This window comes from Phyllobacterium sp. K27, assembly GCF_054796155.1.
In genome coordinates, this window is sequence record NZ_CM139240.1 from 359,358 (window position 1) to 377,155 (window position 17,798).

General features: G+C 54.2%; 21 protein-coding genes and 1 pseudogene. 11 read left to right on the forward strand and 11 right to left on the reverse strand.

The features are described 5' to 3' along the window. The first annotated feature begins 268 nt into the window (after positions 1–268). A complete protein-coding gene (locus tag ACYJL1_RS01690) occupies positions 269–667 on the forward strand; it encodes a VOC family protein (RefSeq protein WP_460896738.1) in 399 nt (132 codons plus the stop codon). A gap of 3 nt (positions 668–670) precedes the next feature. Here ACYJL1_RS01690 and ACYJL1_RS01695 read toward each other — a convergent pair whose 3' ends face one another. From ACYJL1_RS01695 to rph, 6 genes are read right to left on the reverse strand one after another with little or no spacing between them, the layout of a single operon-like run. Then, positions 671–1,036, reverse strand: coding sequence for a YraN family protein (locus ACYJL1_RS01695; protein WP_460896739.1), 366 nt, complete (start codon positions 1,034–1,036; stop codon positions 671–673). A gap of 8 nt (positions 1,037–1,044) precedes the next feature. Continuing rightward, a complete protein-coding gene (gene rsmI, locus ACYJL1_RS01700; RefSeq protein WP_460897902.1) occupies positions 1,045–1,908 on the reverse strand; it encodes a 16S rRNA (cytidine(1402)-2'-O)-methyltransferase in 864 nt (287 codons plus the stop codon). 54 nt (positions 1,909–1,962) lie between these two features. Beyond that, positions 1,963–3,129 carry a radical SAM family heme chaperone HemW gene (gene hemW / locus ACYJL1_RS01705; protein WP_460896740.1) on the reverse strand — a complete coding sequence of 389 codons (1,167 nt, stop codon included), beginning with the start codon at positions 3,127–3,129 and terminating at the stop codon, positions 1,963–1,965. Next, positions 3,126–3,773 carry an RdgB/HAM1 family non-canonical purine NTP pyrophosphatase gene (gene rdgB / locus ACYJL1_RS01710; RefSeq protein WP_460896741.1) on the reverse strand — a complete coding sequence of 216 codons (648 nt, stop codon included), beginning with the start codon at positions 3,771–3,773 and terminating at the stop codon, positions 3,126–3,128. Before rdgB ends, hemW begins: the two co-directional genes overlap by 4 nt. Beyond that, a complete protein-coding gene (locus tag ACYJL1_RS01715) occupies positions 3,770–4,177 on the reverse strand; it encodes a VOC family protein (RefSeq protein WP_460896742.1) in 408 nt (135 codons plus the stop codon). Before ACYJL1_RS01715 ends, rdgB begins: the two co-directional genes overlap by 4 nt. A 10-nt stretch (positions 4,178–4,187) precedes the next feature. Further along, positions 4,188–4,904 (reverse strand): ribonuclease PH, encoded by a 717-nt coding sequence (gene rph / locus ACYJL1_RS01720; RefSeq protein WP_460896743.1) that lies wholly within the window; start codon positions 4,902–4,904, stop codon positions 4,188–4,190. 124 nt (positions 4,905–5,028) lie between these two features. On the opposite strand from rph, the gene hrcA reads away from it, so the two are divergent. The 3 genes from hrcA to ACYJL1_RS01735 all read left to right on the forward strand — a co-directional run bounded on the left by hrcA (position 5,029) and on the right by ACYJL1_RS01735 (position 7,649). Continuing rightward, entirely contained in the window at positions 5,029–6,096 is a 1,068-nt protein-coding gene (hrcA, locus tag ACYJL1_RS01725; protein WP_460896744.1) for a heat-inducible transcriptional repressor HrcA, read from the forward strand. A 75-nt stretch (positions 6,097–6,171) separates the two neighbouring features. Beyond that, entirely contained in the window at positions 6,172–6,885 is a 714-nt protein-coding gene (gene grpE / locus ACYJL1_RS01730; protein ID WP_460896745.1) for a nucleotide exchange factor GrpE, read from the forward strand. Between the two features lie 110 nt (positions 6,886–6,995). Beyond that, positions 6,996–7,649: a trimeric intracellular cation channel family protein gene (locus ACYJL1_RS01735; RefSeq protein ID WP_460896746.1), complete on the forward strand. Its 654-nt coding sequence runs from the start codon at positions 6,996–6,998 to the stop codon at positions 7,647–7,649. 111 nt (positions 7,650–7,760) lie between these two features. Here the strand turns inward: ACYJL1_RS01735 and ACYJL1_RS01740 are convergent, their stop codons facing one another. Further along, positions 7,761–8,777: an adenosine kinase gene (locus tag ACYJL1_RS01740; RefSeq protein WP_460896747.1), complete on the reverse strand. Its 1,017-nt coding sequence runs from the start codon at positions 8,775–8,777 to the stop codon at positions 7,761–7,763. 174 nt (positions 8,778–8,951) lie between these two features. On the opposite strand from ACYJL1_RS01740, the gene ACYJL1_RS01745 reads away from it, so the two are divergent. After that, the gene (locus tag ACYJL1_RS01745) at positions 8,952–9,668 is read left to right on the forward strand and encodes a sulfate transporter family protein (RefSeq protein WP_460896748.1); all 717 of its coding nucleotides are present in this window, start codon (positions 8,952–8,954) and stop codon (positions 9,666–9,668) included. 11 nt (positions 9,669–9,679) lie between these two features. On the opposite strand, the gene nth is transcribed toward ACYJL1_RS01745, so the two are convergent. Further along, positions 9,680–10,438 (reverse strand): endonuclease III, encoded by a 759-nt coding sequence (nth, locus tag ACYJL1_RS01750; RefSeq protein WP_460896749.1) that lies wholly within the window; start codon positions 10,436–10,438, stop codon positions 9,680–9,682. Between the two features lie 22 nt (positions 10,439–10,460). On the opposite strand from nth, the gene ACYJL1_RS01755 reads away from it, so the two are divergent. The 4 genes and pseudogenes from ACYJL1_RS01755 (at position 10,461) to cueR (ending at position 14,807) form a co-directional block, all read left to right on the forward strand. Then, complete coding sequence (locus ACYJL1_RS01755; protein WP_460896750.1) at positions 10,461–10,967, forward strand: DUF2244 domain-containing protein; 507 nt, start codon at positions 10,461–10,463, stop codon at positions 10,965–10,967. Between the two features lie 76 nt (positions 10,968–11,043). After that, positions 11,044–11,942: pseudogene (locus ACYJL1_RS01760) on the forward strand (methylated-DNA--[protein]-cysteine S-methyltransferase). A gap of 204 nt (positions 11,943–12,146) precedes the next feature. After that, the gene (locus tag ACYJL1_RS01765; protein ID WP_460896751.1) at positions 12,147–14,411 is read left to right on the forward strand and encodes a heavy metal translocating P-type ATPase; all 2,265 of its coding nucleotides are present in this window, start codon (positions 12,147–12,149) and stop codon (positions 14,409–14,411) included. 6 nt (positions 14,412–14,417) lie between these two features. Next, the gene (gene cueR, locus ACYJL1_RS01770) at positions 14,418–14,807 is read left to right on the forward strand and encodes a Cu(I)-responsive transcriptional regulator (protein ID WP_460896752.1); all 390 of its coding nucleotides are present in this window, start codon (positions 14,418–14,420) and stop codon (positions 14,805–14,807) included. On the opposite strand, the gene ACYJL1_RS01775 is transcribed toward cueR, so the two are convergent. Beyond that, complete coding sequence (locus ACYJL1_RS01775; RefSeq protein ID WP_460896753.1) at positions 14,804–15,094, reverse strand: Dabb family protein; 291 nt, start codon at positions 15,092–15,094, stop codon at positions 14,804–14,806. The two genes, cueR and ACYJL1_RS01775, sit on opposite strands and share 4 nt — an antisense overlap. A 135-nt stretch (positions 15,095–15,229) precedes the next feature. After that, a complete protein-coding gene (locus ACYJL1_RS01780) occupies positions 15,230–16,012 on the reverse strand; it encodes an SDR family oxidoreductase (RefSeq protein WP_460896754.1) in 783 nt (260 codons plus the stop codon). A gap of 92 nt (positions 16,013–16,104) precedes the next feature. Between ACYJL1_RS01780 and ACYJL1_RS01785 the strand changes: the two genes are divergently transcribed. Together ACYJL1_RS01785 and ACYJL1_RS01790 are read left to right on the forward strand one after the other, a co-directional pair. Further along, positions 16,105–16,566 carry an OsmC family protein gene (locus ACYJL1_RS01785; RefSeq protein WP_460896755.1) on the forward strand — a complete coding sequence of 154 codons (462 nt, stop codon included), beginning with the start codon at positions 16,105–16,107 and terminating at the stop codon, positions 16,564–16,566. Between the two features lie 16 nt (positions 16,567–16,582). Then, complete coding sequence (locus ACYJL1_RS01790) at positions 16,583–16,780, forward strand: glutathione S-transferase (RefSeq protein ID WP_460896756.1); 198 nt, start codon at positions 16,583–16,585, stop codon at positions 16,778–16,780. 10 nt (positions 16,781–16,790) lie between these two features. Here ACYJL1_RS01790 and ACYJL1_RS01795 read toward each other — a convergent pair whose 3' ends face one another. Then, a complete protein-coding gene (locus ACYJL1_RS01795) occupies positions 16,791–17,741 on the reverse strand; it encodes a DMT family transporter (protein WP_460896757.1) in 951 nt (316 codons plus the stop codon). Positions 17,742–17,798: the final 57 nt, after the last annotated feature.

A 17,798-nucleotide genomic window follows, 5' to 3' on the forward strand; every position in this document is an offset into this window, starting at 1 on the left:
GCCATCTAGACCTCAGGAGCATATAATTTCTGAAAAACCGGAGGTAACCGGATTCTCTTTCCGCGTCATGCGCAACTGCTTCACATCGTCCCCGCCAAGGTTACGAGAAAGCAAAGGCTCGCTGCTTGGAAGGCGCCTAGATACACGACTATTTTTATCGGGTTTAAATTCGATTGCAAGTTGTTTTTTATTCTTCATGAATGTCGGGACCTGACATTCCCGCTCGTCATTCGTAAGCGAGTTATCAAATGGAGAGGATATAATCCCAATGCGTATGATTTTTGTGAACCTGCCAATCAAAAACCTTGCCGCTTCAAAAGCCTTTTTTTCGGCCTTGGGGTTCAGCTTCAATCCGGACTTCTCTGACGAGAAAACAACCTGCATGATTATCGAAGAGAATATTTTTGCGATGTTGATGGAAGAAGACCGCTTCAAGGACTTCATCAATAACGGCATTAGCGACGCGACGAAATCTCAAGAAGTGCTTATTGCGCTTTCGGCGGCAAGCAAGGAAGAAGTCGACGAGACTTTTGCAAAAGCGATTGCGGCTGGCGGCAAGGAATGGAAACCCAAGCAGGACTATGAAGGGTTCATGTATGGGTGCAGTTTTCAAGATATTGACGGCCATGTTTGGGAAATCGTTCATATGGTGCAGCAAGCACAATAGTGCTCAAGCGGTGAAAACAGCTGGAACATGAACGGGCCATCGCCAAGGCAAGATCGCAACCAGATCGAAGCGAAGCGACAGCCGGTCATGATCCGGTTGCCGGGCCAACCATTGGTCCGCCGCAGCCTCTATGCGGCGCATGGCAAGCGGATTGACTGAATCCATTGCCTGTTGGAGTGTTGCTCGTGCTTTGACTTCAATGATGAGGACAACATTGCCGCGTCGCGCAATCAGATCGATTTCTCCGAGCTTTGTGCGATAGCGGCGATCCACGATCCGATAGCCTTTCAGAGCCACAGCAAATGCAGCGAGGCGTTCGGCTGAGTGGCCGCGACGGTAAGCTTTATGACGCTTGTCCTTCGCGCCCATCGGCATTCCTACTTCATCGCCAACAGACGTTGATAGAGTTCCCCCTTTGGACGGCCGGTCATGCGGGAGGCCTCTCCCGCTGCCTTGGAGGGCGACATTTCAAGGCTTAGCGCCCTGAGCAAAGCATCAATATCATCGTCGCTTCGCGCCACATGCTCATCTTCCTGCGGTGGTCCGATCACCAGTACCACTTCGCCGCGAATACGATCTTCGCCATCAAATTCGGCTGCAAGCTCCTTCAGAGGCAGGGTGGTTACAGTCTCATAGGCTTTGGTGAGTTCGCGGCAAAGCGAAGCTTGCCGTTCCGGCCCAAAGATCTCCACCATGTCCGCCAAGGTCGTTGCGGCGCGATTGGGCGATTCAAAGAAGACCAGCGCGGCATCCAAAGTCTTCAACTGCTCAAGTTTTGCCCGGCGCTGACCCTGTTTGGAAGAGAGGAATCCGGCAAAATAAAACGCATCTTTGAACAGGCCAGAGGCAGTCAAGGCTGCAAGGACAGAGGATGCGCCAGGGATTGGCACGACGCGAATACCAGCGGCTTTTGCTTCCGGAACAAGCCGCCCGCCGGGGTCTGAAACCAGCGGTGTGCCCGCGTCGGAAATAAGCGCAACGCTCTTTCCGGCCAGGAGCGCCTCAATGATCTTTGGACCAGCCATATCAGCATTATGTTCGTGATAGGCATAGGGACGGCGGGAAATGCCGTAACGGTCGAGCAAGACGCGACTGACGCGCGTATCCTCACAAGCGATGATGTCCGCAGCGGCCAAGGTCTCAATACCGCGAAGGGTCATATCGCCGAGATTGCCTATAGGCGTCGCCACAATATAAAGTGCAGGCTCCAGAGGCCGGGCACGATAGGAAGAGCTGCCAATCTGGTAGTTGCGGTCCTTGTCGTCAGAATGTGGGGCCTCAGACACTCTCTATCCTCAAGCTGCAAGATCGGCGATAACGGCATTGAGCACAATCGCCCCTTCGGGCGTGGTGCGGATGCGGCTATTGCCGATATATTCGATCAGACCCTGCTCCGCCAATGATATTACCCGGCCTTCCTTGACGCTGTGGCCGGTGAGACGCTCGTAGCGGGAAAGATCAATACCTTCCACAAGCCGCAGGCCCATGAGCAGGAACTCATCGCCTTCCTGCTCGCCCGTCAGGAACTCTTCTTCAACAACGCCATGGCCATCCGTCTCGACCTTCTGCATCCATGTTTCAGGATGACGCTCGGTGATGGTTACGGCACGCGTACCATTTTCGATAAAACGTCCATGGGCACCCGGACCTACACCGACATATTCGCCGTAGCGCCAGTAAACGAGATTATGCTGCGATTCAGCCCCAGGGGCAGCGTGGTTTGAAATCTCATAGGCCGGCAGGCCATGCTGCGCTGTGACCTCTTGCGTCTCTGCATAAAGCGCAGCCGCATGGTCGCCATCCGGCGTTACCAGCTTGCCTGCCTTCCAAAGATTGTAGAAGGGCGTGCCTTCTTCGATCGTCAGCTGGTAAAGTGAAAGATGGTCTGCCGCATAGGAAATCGCTTTGGCAAGTTCCTCCCGCCATGCTTCGATGGTCTGGTCGGGCCTTGCATAGATCAGATCGAATGACAGCCTCGGAAATATCTCCCGCGCAAGTTTGATCGCAATCAAGGCCTCGTCAACATTATGCATGCGGCCAAGACGGCGCAGATCGGGATCATTGAGCGCCTGAACCCCCAAGGACACACGATTGACGCCAGCAGCGCGATAACCACGAAAGCGATCTGCTTCCACGCTGGTTGGATTGGCCTCCAGCGTAATCTCGATATCATCCGGCACATGCCAGTTGCGCGCAATCTCGTTCAGAACAGAAGCTACGGTTTCCGGCTGCATCAATGATGGCGTGCCGCCACCCAAAAATATGCTGGAGACTTTGCGTGGACCCGTGCGCTCGCGCATACTTGCCATTTCGCGGGCAAATGCGGCTGCAAAACGTGGCTGGTCTACCGCTTGATGCCGCACATGCGAGTTGAAATCGCAATAGGGGCATTTTGCCATGCAAAAGGGCCAGTGGACATAGATCCCGAAGCCGGATTCGGACCTATGGTCGCCGTGGCTCATGCAACGTCCAGACAATCTTTGGCAAAAAGCTGAAAAGCGCGTGCGCGATGGGACAGTGCCGATAAATCACCGGGTTTCCAGCCATGTTTTTGCTCGGCAGTCATTTCACCGAATGTCGTCTCGTAGCCATCGGGCTTGAAAACGGGATCAAAGCCGAAGCCAGCCGTACCGCGTGGCGGCCAGACAAGCTCGCCTTCCACTTCGCCGCGATAATAATTTGCCTCACCATCGGGCCAGGCAAGGCAAATGACGGAAACAAACCGGCCAGCCCGCTCTTCGGTCTTGGATACGCCCGCTTCCTGAAGCGCTGTTTCGACCCTTTGCATGCCATGTGCAAAGTCGCGCTTGCCATCCGGCAATTCTGCCCAGTTGGCCGTATAGACGCCTGGATTGCCGCCCAAAGCGTCGACGCACAGGCCGGAATCGTCAGAAAGCGCCACGAGCCCCGTGGCTTTGGCGGCGGCAAAGGCCTTTATGTAGGCGTTCTCTTCGAAAGTCGTGCCTGTCTCATCCGGTTCAGGCAGACCAAGCTCTGCGGCAGATATGACCTCAAAGCCAAAGGGACCAAGTAGATCGATCATTTCATTGATCTTGCCCTGATTGTGGCTGGCAACCAGCAGCTTGCCCTTTTCCAGTGTTCTCATTTCAGATTCCATAGTTTTGGTTCGGCGAACTCGACCGAATTGCCGGAAGGGTCGCGGAAATAAAGCGAGTGCGCCCCGCCTGGCCAATCGAATTCACTTTCGATTGCAATGCCATGCTTTTCCAGATGGGATTTCCACAGAGCGATTTCATCCCGCGTGGCGCGAAAACACACATGGCCCGGGCCTTTGGCGCCATGTTTGGGAATAGGCAGACCACCAGCAGGTCTCTCTTGCAGCTTTTCCACGTTGAAAACAATGAGCACGCCTGCTCCGCAGACGAAGAATGCAGATTCTTCCCCTGCGCGCAGAATGCACTCAAGCCCGAGAACACCGCTATAGAACTGCGCTGCGGCCTCGACGTCATCAACATAAAGCGCTGTTTCCAGAATTCCTGATGGCTGCATGGTTATTCCCTTAGCTAACGGCCATTTTCTGCAGGGAAACCAGCCGCGTAATGCCATTACGCGCCAGATCCATCAGGGCCAGCAGTTCTTCCTGCGAGAAAGGCTCACCCTCGGCAGTGCCCTGCACCTCAACAATGCCGCCTTTACCGGTCATGACGAAATTGGCGTCAGTCTGCGCGGTAGAATCTTCCAGATAATCAAGATCGATTACGGGCGTCCCATTGGAGATACCGCATGAAATGGCAGCAACGTGGTCTTTAAGAACCTTTTCCACCTTCAGCATCTGGCGTGTTTCCATCCAGCGCAGGCATTCATGCAAGGCAACCCAGCCGCCGGTGATCGCAGCAGTTCGCGTGCCGCCATCGGCCTGAATCACATCGCAGTCGACGGTGATCTGCACTTCGCCCAGCGCCTGCAAATCAATGACTGCCCGCAAGGAACGTGCAATCAAACGCTGAATTTCAAGCGTGCGGCCGCCCTGCTTGCCCGAAGACGCCTCGCGGCGCATGCGGTCACCCGTTGAACGGGGCAGCATGCCATATTCCGCTGTTACCCAGCCCTTGCCGGTATTACGCATCCAGCCCGGCACTTTTTCCTCAAGGCTGGCTGTACACAGAACATGGGTATCGCCGAACTTGACCAGGCACGAGCCCTCAGCATGTTTGGAAATGCCACGTTCAAAGGAAATGGCGCGCATTTCGTCGGGGGCTCGTTTGGACTGACGCATGGATAGACCTCTTGTTGAAAAGCTTTCGGCCTTTTAACCGCGATGATGTAATGAAGCAAAGGCTTTGATGATTGCCGCAACAATGCTTATATCTATGGCACAGTCATGAGATAGATGAGGCACGATGAACAAAGCAGTCGCACCGGAAGCACTCCAATCGCTCGATCAGAGATCGCGCGACATTTTCCGGCGCATTGTCGAAAGTTATCTGGGCGACGGTGAACCTGTCGGGTCCCGCAATTTGTCGCGTATATTGCCGGTCGCACTTTCTCCGGCAACGATCCGCAATGTGATGAGTGATCTTGAGCATCTCGGTCTGGTCTATGCACCACATATTTCCGCAGGACGCTTGCCCACACAGCTTGGCCTACGTTTTTTCGTCGATGCCTTCATGGAGGTTGGCGACCTTTCTTCTTCCGAGCGCAGTTCGATCGAGGCACAAGTGCGTGCCGGAGATGCACAGACCGCCGAAAACGTGCTGACGCAGGCAAGTCAGATTCTGTCTGGCATGTCGCGTGGCGCGGGCCTTGTTCTTGCGACCAAGGTGGAAGGCGCGTTAAAGCATATTGAATTCGTACGGCTTGAACCGACCAAGGCTTTGGCAGTGCTCGTCACACAGAATGGTGATGTGGAAAACCGCGTTATCGATCTGCCGGTCGGTGTCACACCTTCGCAATTGATTGAGGCATCCAATTTCCTCAATGCCCATATTCAGGGGCGCACGATTACCGAAGCAAGGCAGGAAATCGCCCGTCTGAAAGATGAAACACAACAGGCTCTCGATAGTCTCTCGCAGCATCTGGTGCAGCAAGGTCTGGCTGTTTGGGGTGGTGACGGAGCGGGCCAGCCTGCTCGCTTGATTGTTCGGGGCCGAGGCAATCTGCTCGATTCCATTCATGCCGAAGCTGATCTGGAACGTCTGCGCCATCTCTTTGATGATCTGGAAACCAAGGAAGGCACGCTGCAATTGCTCGATCTGGCGGAAGCGGGACCGGGCGTGCGTATTTTTATCGGTTCTGAAAACAAGCTGTTTTCACTGTCCGGCTCCTCTTTGGTAATTGCGCCTTACCGCGACTCCGAACAGCGCATCATTGGTGCGCTTGGTGTCATCGGCCCCACCCGGTTGAACTATGCCCGTATTGTCCCGATGGTGGATTATACGGCACAACTTGTCTCAAGACTCCTGAGATAACCCATTTGCACTTGATTTTCGGACACTAAACCTCGATATCCAGCGCAACTTACGAATATAGGACGGACTGGATAGATGACTGACGAAAAGAACAATCACGACACTCCTGATCTCGATCAGCGCGATCTGAAGAATCCGCGCGACCGTGATGCGCTAAAACGCGCTGCCGATGATTTTCTGAAATCACGCAAGGCCGAGGAATATGCCCTGGCCAATGAAGATGAAGTCGAGACAAATGCTCAAAACTGGGCTGAGCTGGATAAATTGCGCGCGGAAAATGGTGACCTGAAAGATCAGTTGCTTCGCCTCGCTGCCGATATGGAAAACCTGCGCAAGCGCACAGCCCGTGACGTACATGATGCACGCAGCTATTCGGTTGCTAACTTCGCACGCGACATGCTCTCGGTTTCGGATAATCTGAAACGTGCTCTCGAAGCGATCCCCGCTGATGCGCTGACCCAGGGCGATGCCGGCTTCAAGGCACTGGCTGAGGGCGTGGAAATTACCGAACGCTCGCTGATGTCAGCGCTCGAGCGCCACGGCGTCAAGAAGATCGAACCGCAGGGTCAGAAGTTCGACCCGAACTTCCATCAGGCCATGTTCGAAATTCCAAATGCAGATGTTCCACACAATACTGTGTTGCAGGTAGCGCAGTCCGGTTTCGTCATTGGTGATCGTATGCTGCGCCCGGCTTTGGTCGGCGTTTCCAAGGGTGGGCCGAAGCAGGCAGCGGCAGAAGGCCAGCCTGAGCCGGGTCCAATCAACCCGCAAGCGGAAAAAGACGCCTGATCCAAACTGAGTGATTGAAAGAGCCGCGGTTCCGGCAGGAACGCGGCTCTTTTCATTTTGGTGGCTGCGTGCTGTATCTTGCAGCCAGTAAAGCGTGAGGAGCACTGCCCATGACCATGATTCTGATGTTCAATTATGCGGGCGTGTTTGTGTTTGCTGCCACGGGCGCGCTCGCTGCATCTCGGCGGCAACTTGATATCATAGCATTCGTCTTTTTGGCTGCTGTTACAGGGATCGGCGGCGGCACGTTGCGCGATCTGATTTTAGGCGTTCCGGTGTTCTGGGTGCAGGACCCCGGCAATTTACTCGTCTGCACTGCAGCAGCCTTTATTGTCTACTTCTCGGCAAATTTATTGGAATCGCGCTATCGATTATTGCTGTGGCTCGATGCGATGGGTCTTGCATTCTACAGTGTTCTTGGTGCCGCCAAAGGCTTGGCCTTGGGCTTTGATTCCACAATCGCAGTTGTAACGGGAATTTTAACGGCAACTTTTGGTGGAATATTGCGCGATATCGTTTCAGGCGAACCTTCCGTGCTGATGCGCCGCGAGATTTACGTCACGGCAGCATTGGCTGGCTCCAGCGCGTACACGCTCCTGTACAAATTGTCTGTTGCTCCAGAGATCGCTGCCCTTGTAGCGGCGCTCGCCGCTTTTGCTGTGCGCGGCGGAGCACTGTACTTCGGCTGGACACTGCCCAACTACCATAGGCCAGGGCGCACCGATGAGGAGCTCAAACGGGACGGATATATCCGCTCGGAATAGCTTTCCCTGCTTATTTTCCGCAATTCATGCTTTACGCAATTCCGGAAGAAAAACCGCTACGCATTTTTCCTGGAATTATTCATGCTTTACGCAATTCCGGACGGAAAACCGCTACACACTTTTCCTGGAATTGCTTTGTAGCAACCCCGCCTGTTCTGCTGCGATCTTGAGATTTTGCTGAGGACGTGGCCCGATCTGCTGAATCACAAGACCGGCCGTCAGCGAACCAAGCTTTGCGCAGTCAGTCAATGAGCGTCCGCTGGTGTAGCCAAACAGGAAACCAGCAGCGTAGAGATCGCCCGCGCCCGTCGTATCCACCAATTCGGCAATTTCAATTGCGGGGACGGAGACGGTTTCGTCTCCCGATACAACCACCGAGCCCCTTTCGGACCGTGTGATCGCAGCCAGTTTGCAATCCTTACGGATCATGTCCAAGCCCTTTTCGAAATCATCCGTTTGGTACAATGATTTCAACTCGGCTTCATTGGCAAAAACAATGTCGACAGTGCCCGAACGCATCAAATCAAGAAACTCGTCGCGGTATCTGTCAACACAGAATGGGTCAGAAAGCGTCATCGAAACTTCGCGGCCATACTCGTGGGCGATTTTGGCCGAAAGCCGGATTGCTTCCTTCGCGCGGGGCGGATCCCACAGATAACCCTCGAAATAAGTTACCTTTGCTTCGGAAACCTTCGAGCTTTCTACGTCCTCTGGTCCAAGCTCAATGCAAGCGCCAAGATAGGTATTCATCGAACGTTCGCCATCCGGCGTGACAAAGATCATGGATCTGGCCGTGGGCGGGGGTGCCTGCAACACGCGCGTGTCGAACGCCACACCTTGCGAGCGGATATCATGAATGAAAATATGGCCAAGCTGATCATCGGCAACCTTGCCAAAATAAGCAGCCCGGCCTCCAAGGCTGGCGATACCGGCGGCGGTATTGCCGGCACTTCCCCCTGATGCTTCTATGGCAGGGCCCATGCGCTCATAGAGAAATTCCGCACGATCGGCGTCAATAAGGTTCATTGCGTTTTTGATGATGCCGTTCTTCACGATGAAATCATCATCGGTGCGGGCAATGATATCGACAATAGCATTGCCGATGCAAAGCACATCATAGCTGGACATGAAGTCTCCGGATTGCGAGGCCTTTGCGGCGATTGCACCTGTAAGTGAATATTCCGGAGCACTTGGTAGCGCGTCAGCCGCCGCTTTACCACCCCTTCTCTGCCCTGTTGCCTTGTCATCAACCGTTACCGATCCTATGTCGGGTATCGAAGAGCAATCGGAGCACTCATCACCATGATCGTTGAAAGCGCCCGCGCCGCTGCTGGACATCTGTTCAGGCCGGAGTTTCGCTCTGTTCTTTGGAAATCCATAGGATTGACGGTCCTGCTGCTTGCGGGTGTGTGGTTTGGCCTGCGCGAACTCTTTGAGATCCTGGCTTGGCCATTTGTCGACCAGATGATTCCGGAACTGCCTTCCTGGGCTGGCTGGATCGGCTTTATCGCAGGCATTCTGGCAAGTCTCGGGCTGGCTTTAGGACTTGCATTGCTGATTGCGCCAGTCACGGCAATCGTTGCCGGTCTGTTTCTTGATGACGTGGCCGAAATTGTGGAAAAGGAAGACTACCCGCTCGATCCCAAAGGAAGGCCTTTACCGGCGTTGCGCTCTTTTATTCTTTCGGCAAAGTTTCTGGGCGTGGTCATCATCGGCAATTTCATCGCATTGCTGCTATTGCTGATCCCCGGCATCAACATCATCGCGTTTTTCATGGTGAATGGTTATCTGCTCGGGCGTGAATTTTTCGAGTTTGCCGCTATGCGTTTCCGGCCCGAAATGGAAGCGAAAGCCCTGCGATCCAAGCACTCTACGACGGTATTTCTGGCGGGATTGGTGATCGCCGCCTTCATGGCCATTCCGATCCTGAACCTGCTCACACCTTTATTTGCCGCAGCGATGATGGTGCATCTGCACAAGGCTGTCGCACAGTCTGAACCACCGGCGGCAGTGCATTAGCAAGAAAGACTCTAAAACACCTGAGGTGGCAGGGGAACCAAGGGTGCGGGAATTTCCGAAGTCTTTTCCGCAGCCTTGCAAATATCGGCGATAATGCAGGCGGGGCATTCCGGTTTGCGTGCCTTGCATGTGTAGCGCCCATGCAGGATGAGCCAATGATGGGCATGATAAAGATATTCAGCCGGAATGATCTTCATCAGCTTGTCTTCCACCTGTTCAGGTGTCTTGCCCGGGGCAAGACCAAGACGATTGCCTATGCGGAGAATATGCGTATCGACCGCCATCGTCGCCTGACCGAAAGCCATTGAAAGCACGACATTGGCTGTCTTGCGCCCTACACCCGGCAATTTGACCAATTCGTCTCTGTCATTGGGAACAACGCTGCCATACTCATCTATCAATGTTTGTGAGAGGGTAATGACGTTCTTTGCCTTGTTGCGCCAAAGGCCAATGGTACGGATATATTCGCCGACTTTTTCTTCACCAAGCGCCAGCATCTTTTCGGGCGTGTCGGCAATTTTGAACAGTGCCCCCGTTGCCTTGTTTACCCCGACATCCGTTGCCTGCGCGGAAAGAACGACAGCGACGAGCAGGGTAAACGGATTGACGTGCTCAAGCTCGCCCTTTGGCTCTGGTCTTTGAACGGAAAAACGCCGGAATATTTCATGGATCTCTGCTGCGGTATAGCTCGTTCCGGCCACGCGACGGGGCTTGGCTGATGCGGGGCCATTCACGCTAATCTGATCAATTTTACGCTTGGGATTTTCCATTTGCCTTCTATACTTACAAGCCATGAGCCATACAATCGACCCAATTGACGCTGGCGCTTACAACGAAGAAGAAATCTTTCGCGCCCTTCTGGTGCCGCACCGCTCGCTCGGAAAGGTGGGGTTTCTCGTGCTTATGGGCGCGCTTGGCCTGAGCAGTTTTATCACCGGTATTTTCTTCCTGATGCTGGGCGCATGGCCGGTATTCGGTTTTTTTGGTCTTGATGTACTGCTCGTCTATATTGCTTTCCGCCTGAACTACAGAGCTGCGCGTGCACACGAGGAAGTCAGCGTTTCACGCATCGCATTGCAGGTCCGGCAGGTTGCGCCGTCGGGCAGAAGCGTGTTGCATGAGTTCAACCCATTCTGGACACGGTTCCATGTGGCCCGTCATTCGGAAATCGGCATTACATCGATGCAGGTCGAGAGCCGCGGCAAGGCTTTGACTATAGGCTCGTTCCTTAATCCGGATGATCGCGAAAGCTTTGCTTCCGCTTTTCACAGAGCGCTTGCGACCGCCAAAGGCCGGTAGCCTACGGCGTGCAAGAATCGGGTGGCGGCAAAGCGCTTTCAATGGTCATATAGCCTCAACAACGAGGTACAAAACCATGAAACCACACGCCATACTTCAAAAGGACATTACGCCGGGCGGCGATGATTACGCCATTGTGAGCCATATCATCGAGCGCATCAGCAAAGATTATCGCGATCAGCCTTCCCTTGAGACACTGGCCCGCGATACCGGCTTATCACCAACTGGTCTGCAAAAACTGTTCACGCGATGGGCAGGCCTATCGCCAAAGGGTTTTCTGCAGGCAGTAACAATCGATCACGCCCGACGCTTGCTGGATGACGGCATGCCGCTGTTGGAAACTGCTTATGAAACCGGTCTTTCCGGGCCGGGTCGCCTGCATGATTTATTCGTGACCCATGAAGGCATGTCGCCCGGAGATTACAAGTCACGCGGCGCGGGGCTTACCATTCGCTATGGCTTTCTTATTTCGCCCTTTGGTCAGGCTTTGATCATGGTGACAGATCGAGGATTGGCAGGGCTGGCCTTCGCGGACCCTGGCAAAGAACGTGATGCTCTCGCCGACATGTCCTCTCGCTGGCCCAATGCCACCTATGTGGAAGACCTTGCTGCGACTGCCCCCTTGCGGCACGTGTTTTCAATCCGGCAGAATGGCGGGCAGACAAACCGCTGAAAGTCGTCACCATCGGAACGGACTTTCAGCTTCGCGTCTGGGAAGCGCTGCTCAAAATTCCCATGGGCAAATGCGTCGCTTACTCTGACATCGCAGCTGATATAGGATCACCCAAGGCATCGCGCGCTGTCGGCGCCGCAGTGGGAGCCAACCCTGTTTCCTTTGTCGTGCCCTGCCACCGGGCAGTGGGGAAATCAGGCGCTTTGACCGGTTACCACTGGGGTCTCACCCGCAAGCGGGCAATCCTTGGCTGGGAAGCAGGTCAGCTTGGGGTCGATGAGAATATCAGTCAAACAGGCTGAAATTGGGATAGCTCGCCTCGACAGCGTTAATTTCATCGCTACCCTTGACCTTCCAGTTACTGGAAAGATTATCTTTGGTGTACTATCTGGTTTCTAACCGAAAGTTGCATCATGGAACACGACCATAGTCACCACCATAAACACTCCTGCTGCGGAGGATCAAAACCTCCAGCCGGGGAGGTTACACGAGACCCTGTTTGCGGAATGATTGTGGACCGCGCCACTGCCAAGCACTTTCTACAGCATGAGGGCGAGAAATATTACTTTTGCTCGGCCGGTTGCATGGCAAAGTTTGAAAAAGCGCCGCAAGATTATCTGGGTGATCGCCCCGCCCCGAAGGCTATGCCCGCCGGAACACAATATACCTGCCCCATGCACCCGGAAATTGTGAAGGATGGCCCCGGCTCTTGCCCGATCTGCGGAATGGCGCTGGAGCCAATGGGCATACCAACCGGCGATGAAGGCCCCAATCCAGAGCTAATCGATTTCACCAGGCGTTTTTGGATCAGCGCGCTTTGTTCGATTCCGCTTTTGCTCATGACAATGGGACCGATGCTTGGCCTGCCGGTTCGCACATGGATCGGAGAGTCGATTGCCGTCTGGCTGGAGTTCGCTTTGGCTACACCGGTTGTCGTATGGGCTGCTATCCCTTTCTTCGAACGCGCCTGGTCGTCCTTCGTCCATCGCAGTCCGAACATGTGGACCCTTATCGCCATAGGCGTCGGCGCCGCCTATGCGTTCAGTGTCGTTGCAACGTTTCTGCCGGATATTTTTCCGCATTCCTTCCGCGTGCATGGCGGTTCGGTGCCCGTTTATTTTGAAGCGGCGGCAGTTATCGTCACGCTCGTTTTCCTCGGTCAAATCCTTGAACTAAAAGCACGTGAGCGTACCGGCTCGGCAATCCGCGCTCTGCTTGATCTTGCTCCAAAGACTGCCCGGCGTGTTGCAAAAGATGGTACAGAAACAGATGTTCCGCTTGATGATGTGATCGTGGGTGATCGTCTTCGGGTTCGGCCGGGTGAAAGCGTTCCGGTGGATGGCATTGTCGTCGAGGGCCGCTCGTCAGTTGACGAATCCATGCTGACCGGAGAGCCGCTTCCAGTGGAAAAGAACGTCGAGGACACTGCCACCGGCGGAACACTCAACCGGAATGGCACTTTGCTCATCACCGCGGAAAAAGTCGGCGCAGATACTGTTCTATCCCAAATCGTGGGCATGGTCGCGTCGGCACAACGTTCACGTGCGCCAATTCAGGGTATGGCAGACCGTGTCGCCGGCTATTTTGTTCCTGTCGTGGTCGTCATTGCTTTGGTCGCATTCGCGGTCTGGGCATTCATTGGACCCGAACCCAGTATGATCTATGGACTGGTTGCAGCCGTTTCGGTGCTGATCATTGCCTGCCCTTGCGCGCTTGGGCTTGCAACACCCATGTCGATTATGACTGCCACGGGGCGCGGTGCCCAGACCGGCGTGCTGATCAAGGATGCAGAGGCGCTGGAACGTTTTGCCAATGTCGATACGCTGATTGTCGATAAAACCGGCACGCTGACCGAGGGGAAACCCAAACTAACTGACATCGTAACCGCTGGCGGCATTTCCGAGAATGATCTTCTCGGCTTCGCGGCAAGCCTCGAAAAGGGGTCTGAGCATACTTTGGCCGAAGCAATTATTGAGGGTGCAAAAACACGAGATCTGGTCGTTCATGATGCCAACGACTTCAACGCAGTCACCGGCAAGGGCATATCGGGCAAGGTTGGCAACAGTAATGTTGCGCTTGGAAATCTCGCCATGATGCAGGATATCGGCGTCGATATCGCTGCTCTTGTCCAACAGGCCGATACGTTGAGGGCTGCGGGCAAAAGCGCCCTGTTCGTTGCCGTCGACGGAAAAGCTGCTGGCGTTCTTGCCGTCGCCGATCCGATCAAATCAACCACAGCCGAGGCCATTGCCAAGCTGCACGAAGCGGGGCTTCGCATCATCATGGCGACAGGCGACAATGAGGTGACCGCGCTGGCAGTGGCCAAAGAGCTTGGAATTGATGAGGTGCGCGCCGATATGTTGCCGGAGAGTAAAAAGCAGTTGATCGATGAATTGCATGCCAAGGGATCGAAAGTCGCCATGGCGGGTGATGGCATCAATGATTCGCCTGCACTTGCAGCCGCCGATGTTGGCATTGCAATGGGAACCGGGGCTGATGTGGCAATGGAAAGCGCTGGCATTACCTTAGTCAAGGGAGACTTGAACGGCATTGTTCGTGCCCGCACACTTGCCACGTCCACCATTCGCAACATCAAGCAAAACCTGTTCTTCGCTTTCATCTATAATGTGCTTGGCGTACCTGTAGCCGCTGGCGTGCTCTATCCGATTTTCGGGCTCTTATTGTCGCCCATGATTGCGGCTGCCGCAATGAGTCTTTCCTCCGTTTCCGTCATTACCAACGCGTTGCGGTTGCGCACTATCAAACTGTGAGGTTTCATGAATATTGGCAACGCTTCCGAACGCTCCGGTCTACCGGCAAAGACAATCCGGTATTATGAAGATATCGGCCTGCTAAAACCAGACCGGGCCGATAATGGCTATCGCGACTACTCAATGTCCGATGTGCATAAGCTCCGCTTTCTGCAACGTTCGCGGGGGCTTGGGTTCTCTGTGGAAGAGTGCCGCCAGTTGCTCGCATTATACGAGGATAAGGATCGCGCCAGCGCTGACGTCAAATCAATGGCGCAATCCAGGCTTCAGGAGATCGAGCGCAAGATCACTGAACTTCGTGAACTGCAACACACGCTGAATCATCTGGTCGCCAATTGCCATGGCGACCAGCGGCCCGACTGCCCGATACTCGAGAATATATCGGGTGAAGCTTAAAGCGTCGACACTACATCCGCAGAGATGCGCAGCTCGCGCATCGGTTTTACCAGTGCGGTCGTGGCCGAATATATTGGGTGGGCCTTGTAGGCTGCGAGGGCGGCGGCATCCTCAAACTCGCCATAGACGACAACATCGATTTCATCGGAAACCGGATCTACTTTTGTGTTCTTTGTAACCTCGAAGACTGTTGAATGCGGTATTTCACCAAGCTGTTTCAGCCCGGTGACGATTGCTTCAACATCATCTTTATTACGGGCGCTGAAGAATACAATATGGCGGATCATAGCTGCTTCCTGATGCATTGGATTGCGCAGGACTTTTCATATCTCACCCCTGTCCGTCAATAGATGCGCTGTCGCAGGCATTTTAGAGCGGTTTTTCAATCACGAAAAACCGCCCCCCACATTTCCGGAAAGCCTCTAGCCCAGTGTTGAGTTGAATGCGCCGCCATCAAGCAGAAGATTCTGCCCGACAATAAAGCCGGAGAACTGGCTGCAAAGGAAGGCTGCGGCGGCACCGAACTCCTCAGCGGTGCCGTAACGCCCCGTTGGGTTTCCCGCATAAGCTTCTGCGCGCGCCTCTTCCAGGGAAATGTTCTTGGCAGCGGCCGTACGTTCGATAAAGCCTTTCGTCCGGTCCGTGTCGTGAGAGCCCGGCAATAGATTATTGATGATGACACCGTGCCGTGCGACCTGTCTGGCAGTTCCCGCGACGAAGCCGGTAAGGCCGCTACGGGCCGCATTGGACAGGCCAAGCTGTGCAATCGGTGCCTTCACCGAGCCAGATGTAATATTAACGACACGGCCCCATTTACGTTCAATCATGCCAGGCAAAATGGCGTTCATGAGCAGGATAGGCGTCAGCATATTGTTATTGACCGCCTTCAACCACTCTTCTTCGCCCCAGTCAGACCAGACACCGGGTGGTGGGCCACCTGCATTGTTTATCAAAATGTCAGCAGCCGGCTCTGCGCGCAACAAGGCCAAACGCCCAGCCTCCGTTGTTACGTCCTCCGCAACGATCTGAACTGTGACGCCATACTTGCCAGCGATTTCATCCGCAGTGTCCCGCAAGGTCGATTCCGTGCGGGCGTTCAATGTGAGATTGACTCCGGCTTCTGCCAATTTCTCGGCAACGCCCCGGCCAAGCCCCTTTGAGCTCGCGCAGACAATCGCACGCTTTCCTTTGATACCCAGATCCATAACACCATCCTTATTATCGATGATCTCTTATCGACAATTCCGGCATGCTTTGACAAGCTCTCACAACACAGATCAAAATCGGGAATCAGATCATGACAACATTCGGAGCCACTATTCTATGGAATAGAGACGAAGGCACTGCTTTCACCGACAATAAGTATAGCCGGGCGCATGTCTGGCAATTTGACGGCGGGGCCGAGATACCGGCCTCTTCTTCACCACATATTGTCCGTCTGCCATATTCTGTGGCCGAAAATGTCGATCCAGAGGAAGCCTTCGTTGCCTCGATTTCGAGTTGCCATATGCTGTTCTTTCTGGCTGGTGCGGCAAAAGCAGGATTTGTCGTTGAAGAGTATCGCGATCAGGCACAGGGCGAACTGGCAAAGAACGAAAAGGGCAAACTCTATGTCAGCCGTGTGACCCTCAGACCTCATGTGACCTATGCGGGAGATTCCCCGGATAATGATGCGGAAGCAGGATTGCACCATGCAGCCCACGAGCAATGTTTCATTGCCAATTCAGTGATCACGGAAGTTGACGTTGAACACACCTGACCGTTGGAGGATTACGATGCACACCGAACTCAAGATCGCAGACGCGATAAACACGGCCTGCCCATGGTCAGGCGATCCCATCAAGGAAGACAGTCTGACGCTCTATAATGGAGCCGTCGTCGGCTTCTGCAATCCTGGCTGTCGCGACAAGTTTGAAAAAGCGGTCAATCACTTCGAAGCGGAAATGGTCCATCTCCGCCATGAAAGTCTCTGACCTCGTTGGTTCAGGCACTATCGCCTGAGCCAACAACGACTGCTTCTGTCGGCTGCTTGATCCGGCCTTGCCGCTTTAATTGCTGTTCGCGGAAGAAGATGAACAGACCCGATGCGATGATGAATCCGGAGCCAACAAGCATAGACATGCGCGGCACGTCTCCGAATACCATCCAGCCGAACAGGATGGCCCAGAAGAGTAGCGTATATTGCAGCGGCGCTACTGTGGCTGCATCGGCAAGCTTCAAAGCCCGGTTGACCAGCACATGCGCAAGCATGGCAACAATCCCGAGCAGACCGAGCAATAGAAGATCGCGTATCGTCACCGACGTCCATTCAAAACAAATCCAGGCGAGACCCGCCAGCCCTGCGCCAATAATTTGCCAGAACACCAGCGTCGTATCGGGGGTGCCGCGTAAGGTTCGGCCCAACAGCAGCATGAATGCAAAAGCAACACTGCCAAATATTGAAATGATCGCTTGCGGCGTGAGCGCCTGCGACGATGGTTCTAGCGCAATTATCACACCGATGAAGCCGACGATAATAGCGCTCCAGCGGCGCCAGCCAACCGGCTCTTTCAAAATGAAGGGAGAGATCGCGGCCACATAGATTGGTGCGGCGAGCCAATATGTCATGACGTCAGCCAAGGGCAGATATATGACTGCGAAGTAAAATGCGAAAACTTCGGCTGTCGAAAGAATAACTCTTGCCGCCTGAGTCCATGGGCGATCAAGCTGCACAATCTTTTTTGGCCCATTGAACCAGATGAATGGTGCCAAAACGATCAGCGCGGCAATGCTGCGGATGAATACCACCTGCCCGACCGAATAGGTCGAGACAAGCCACTTTCCCATTACGTCGTTGAGCGAAAACATCAGCATACCGAGCAGCATGAGTAATATGCCGGTGCGTGCTGCTGACGATTGGGGAGGGTTGGCAATAGTTACAGGACTGGAGGACATTTAAGCGTTTCCTGACAATAAGTCTTTTGTCCAAGCTCTGAGCCATTTTTGACTTTC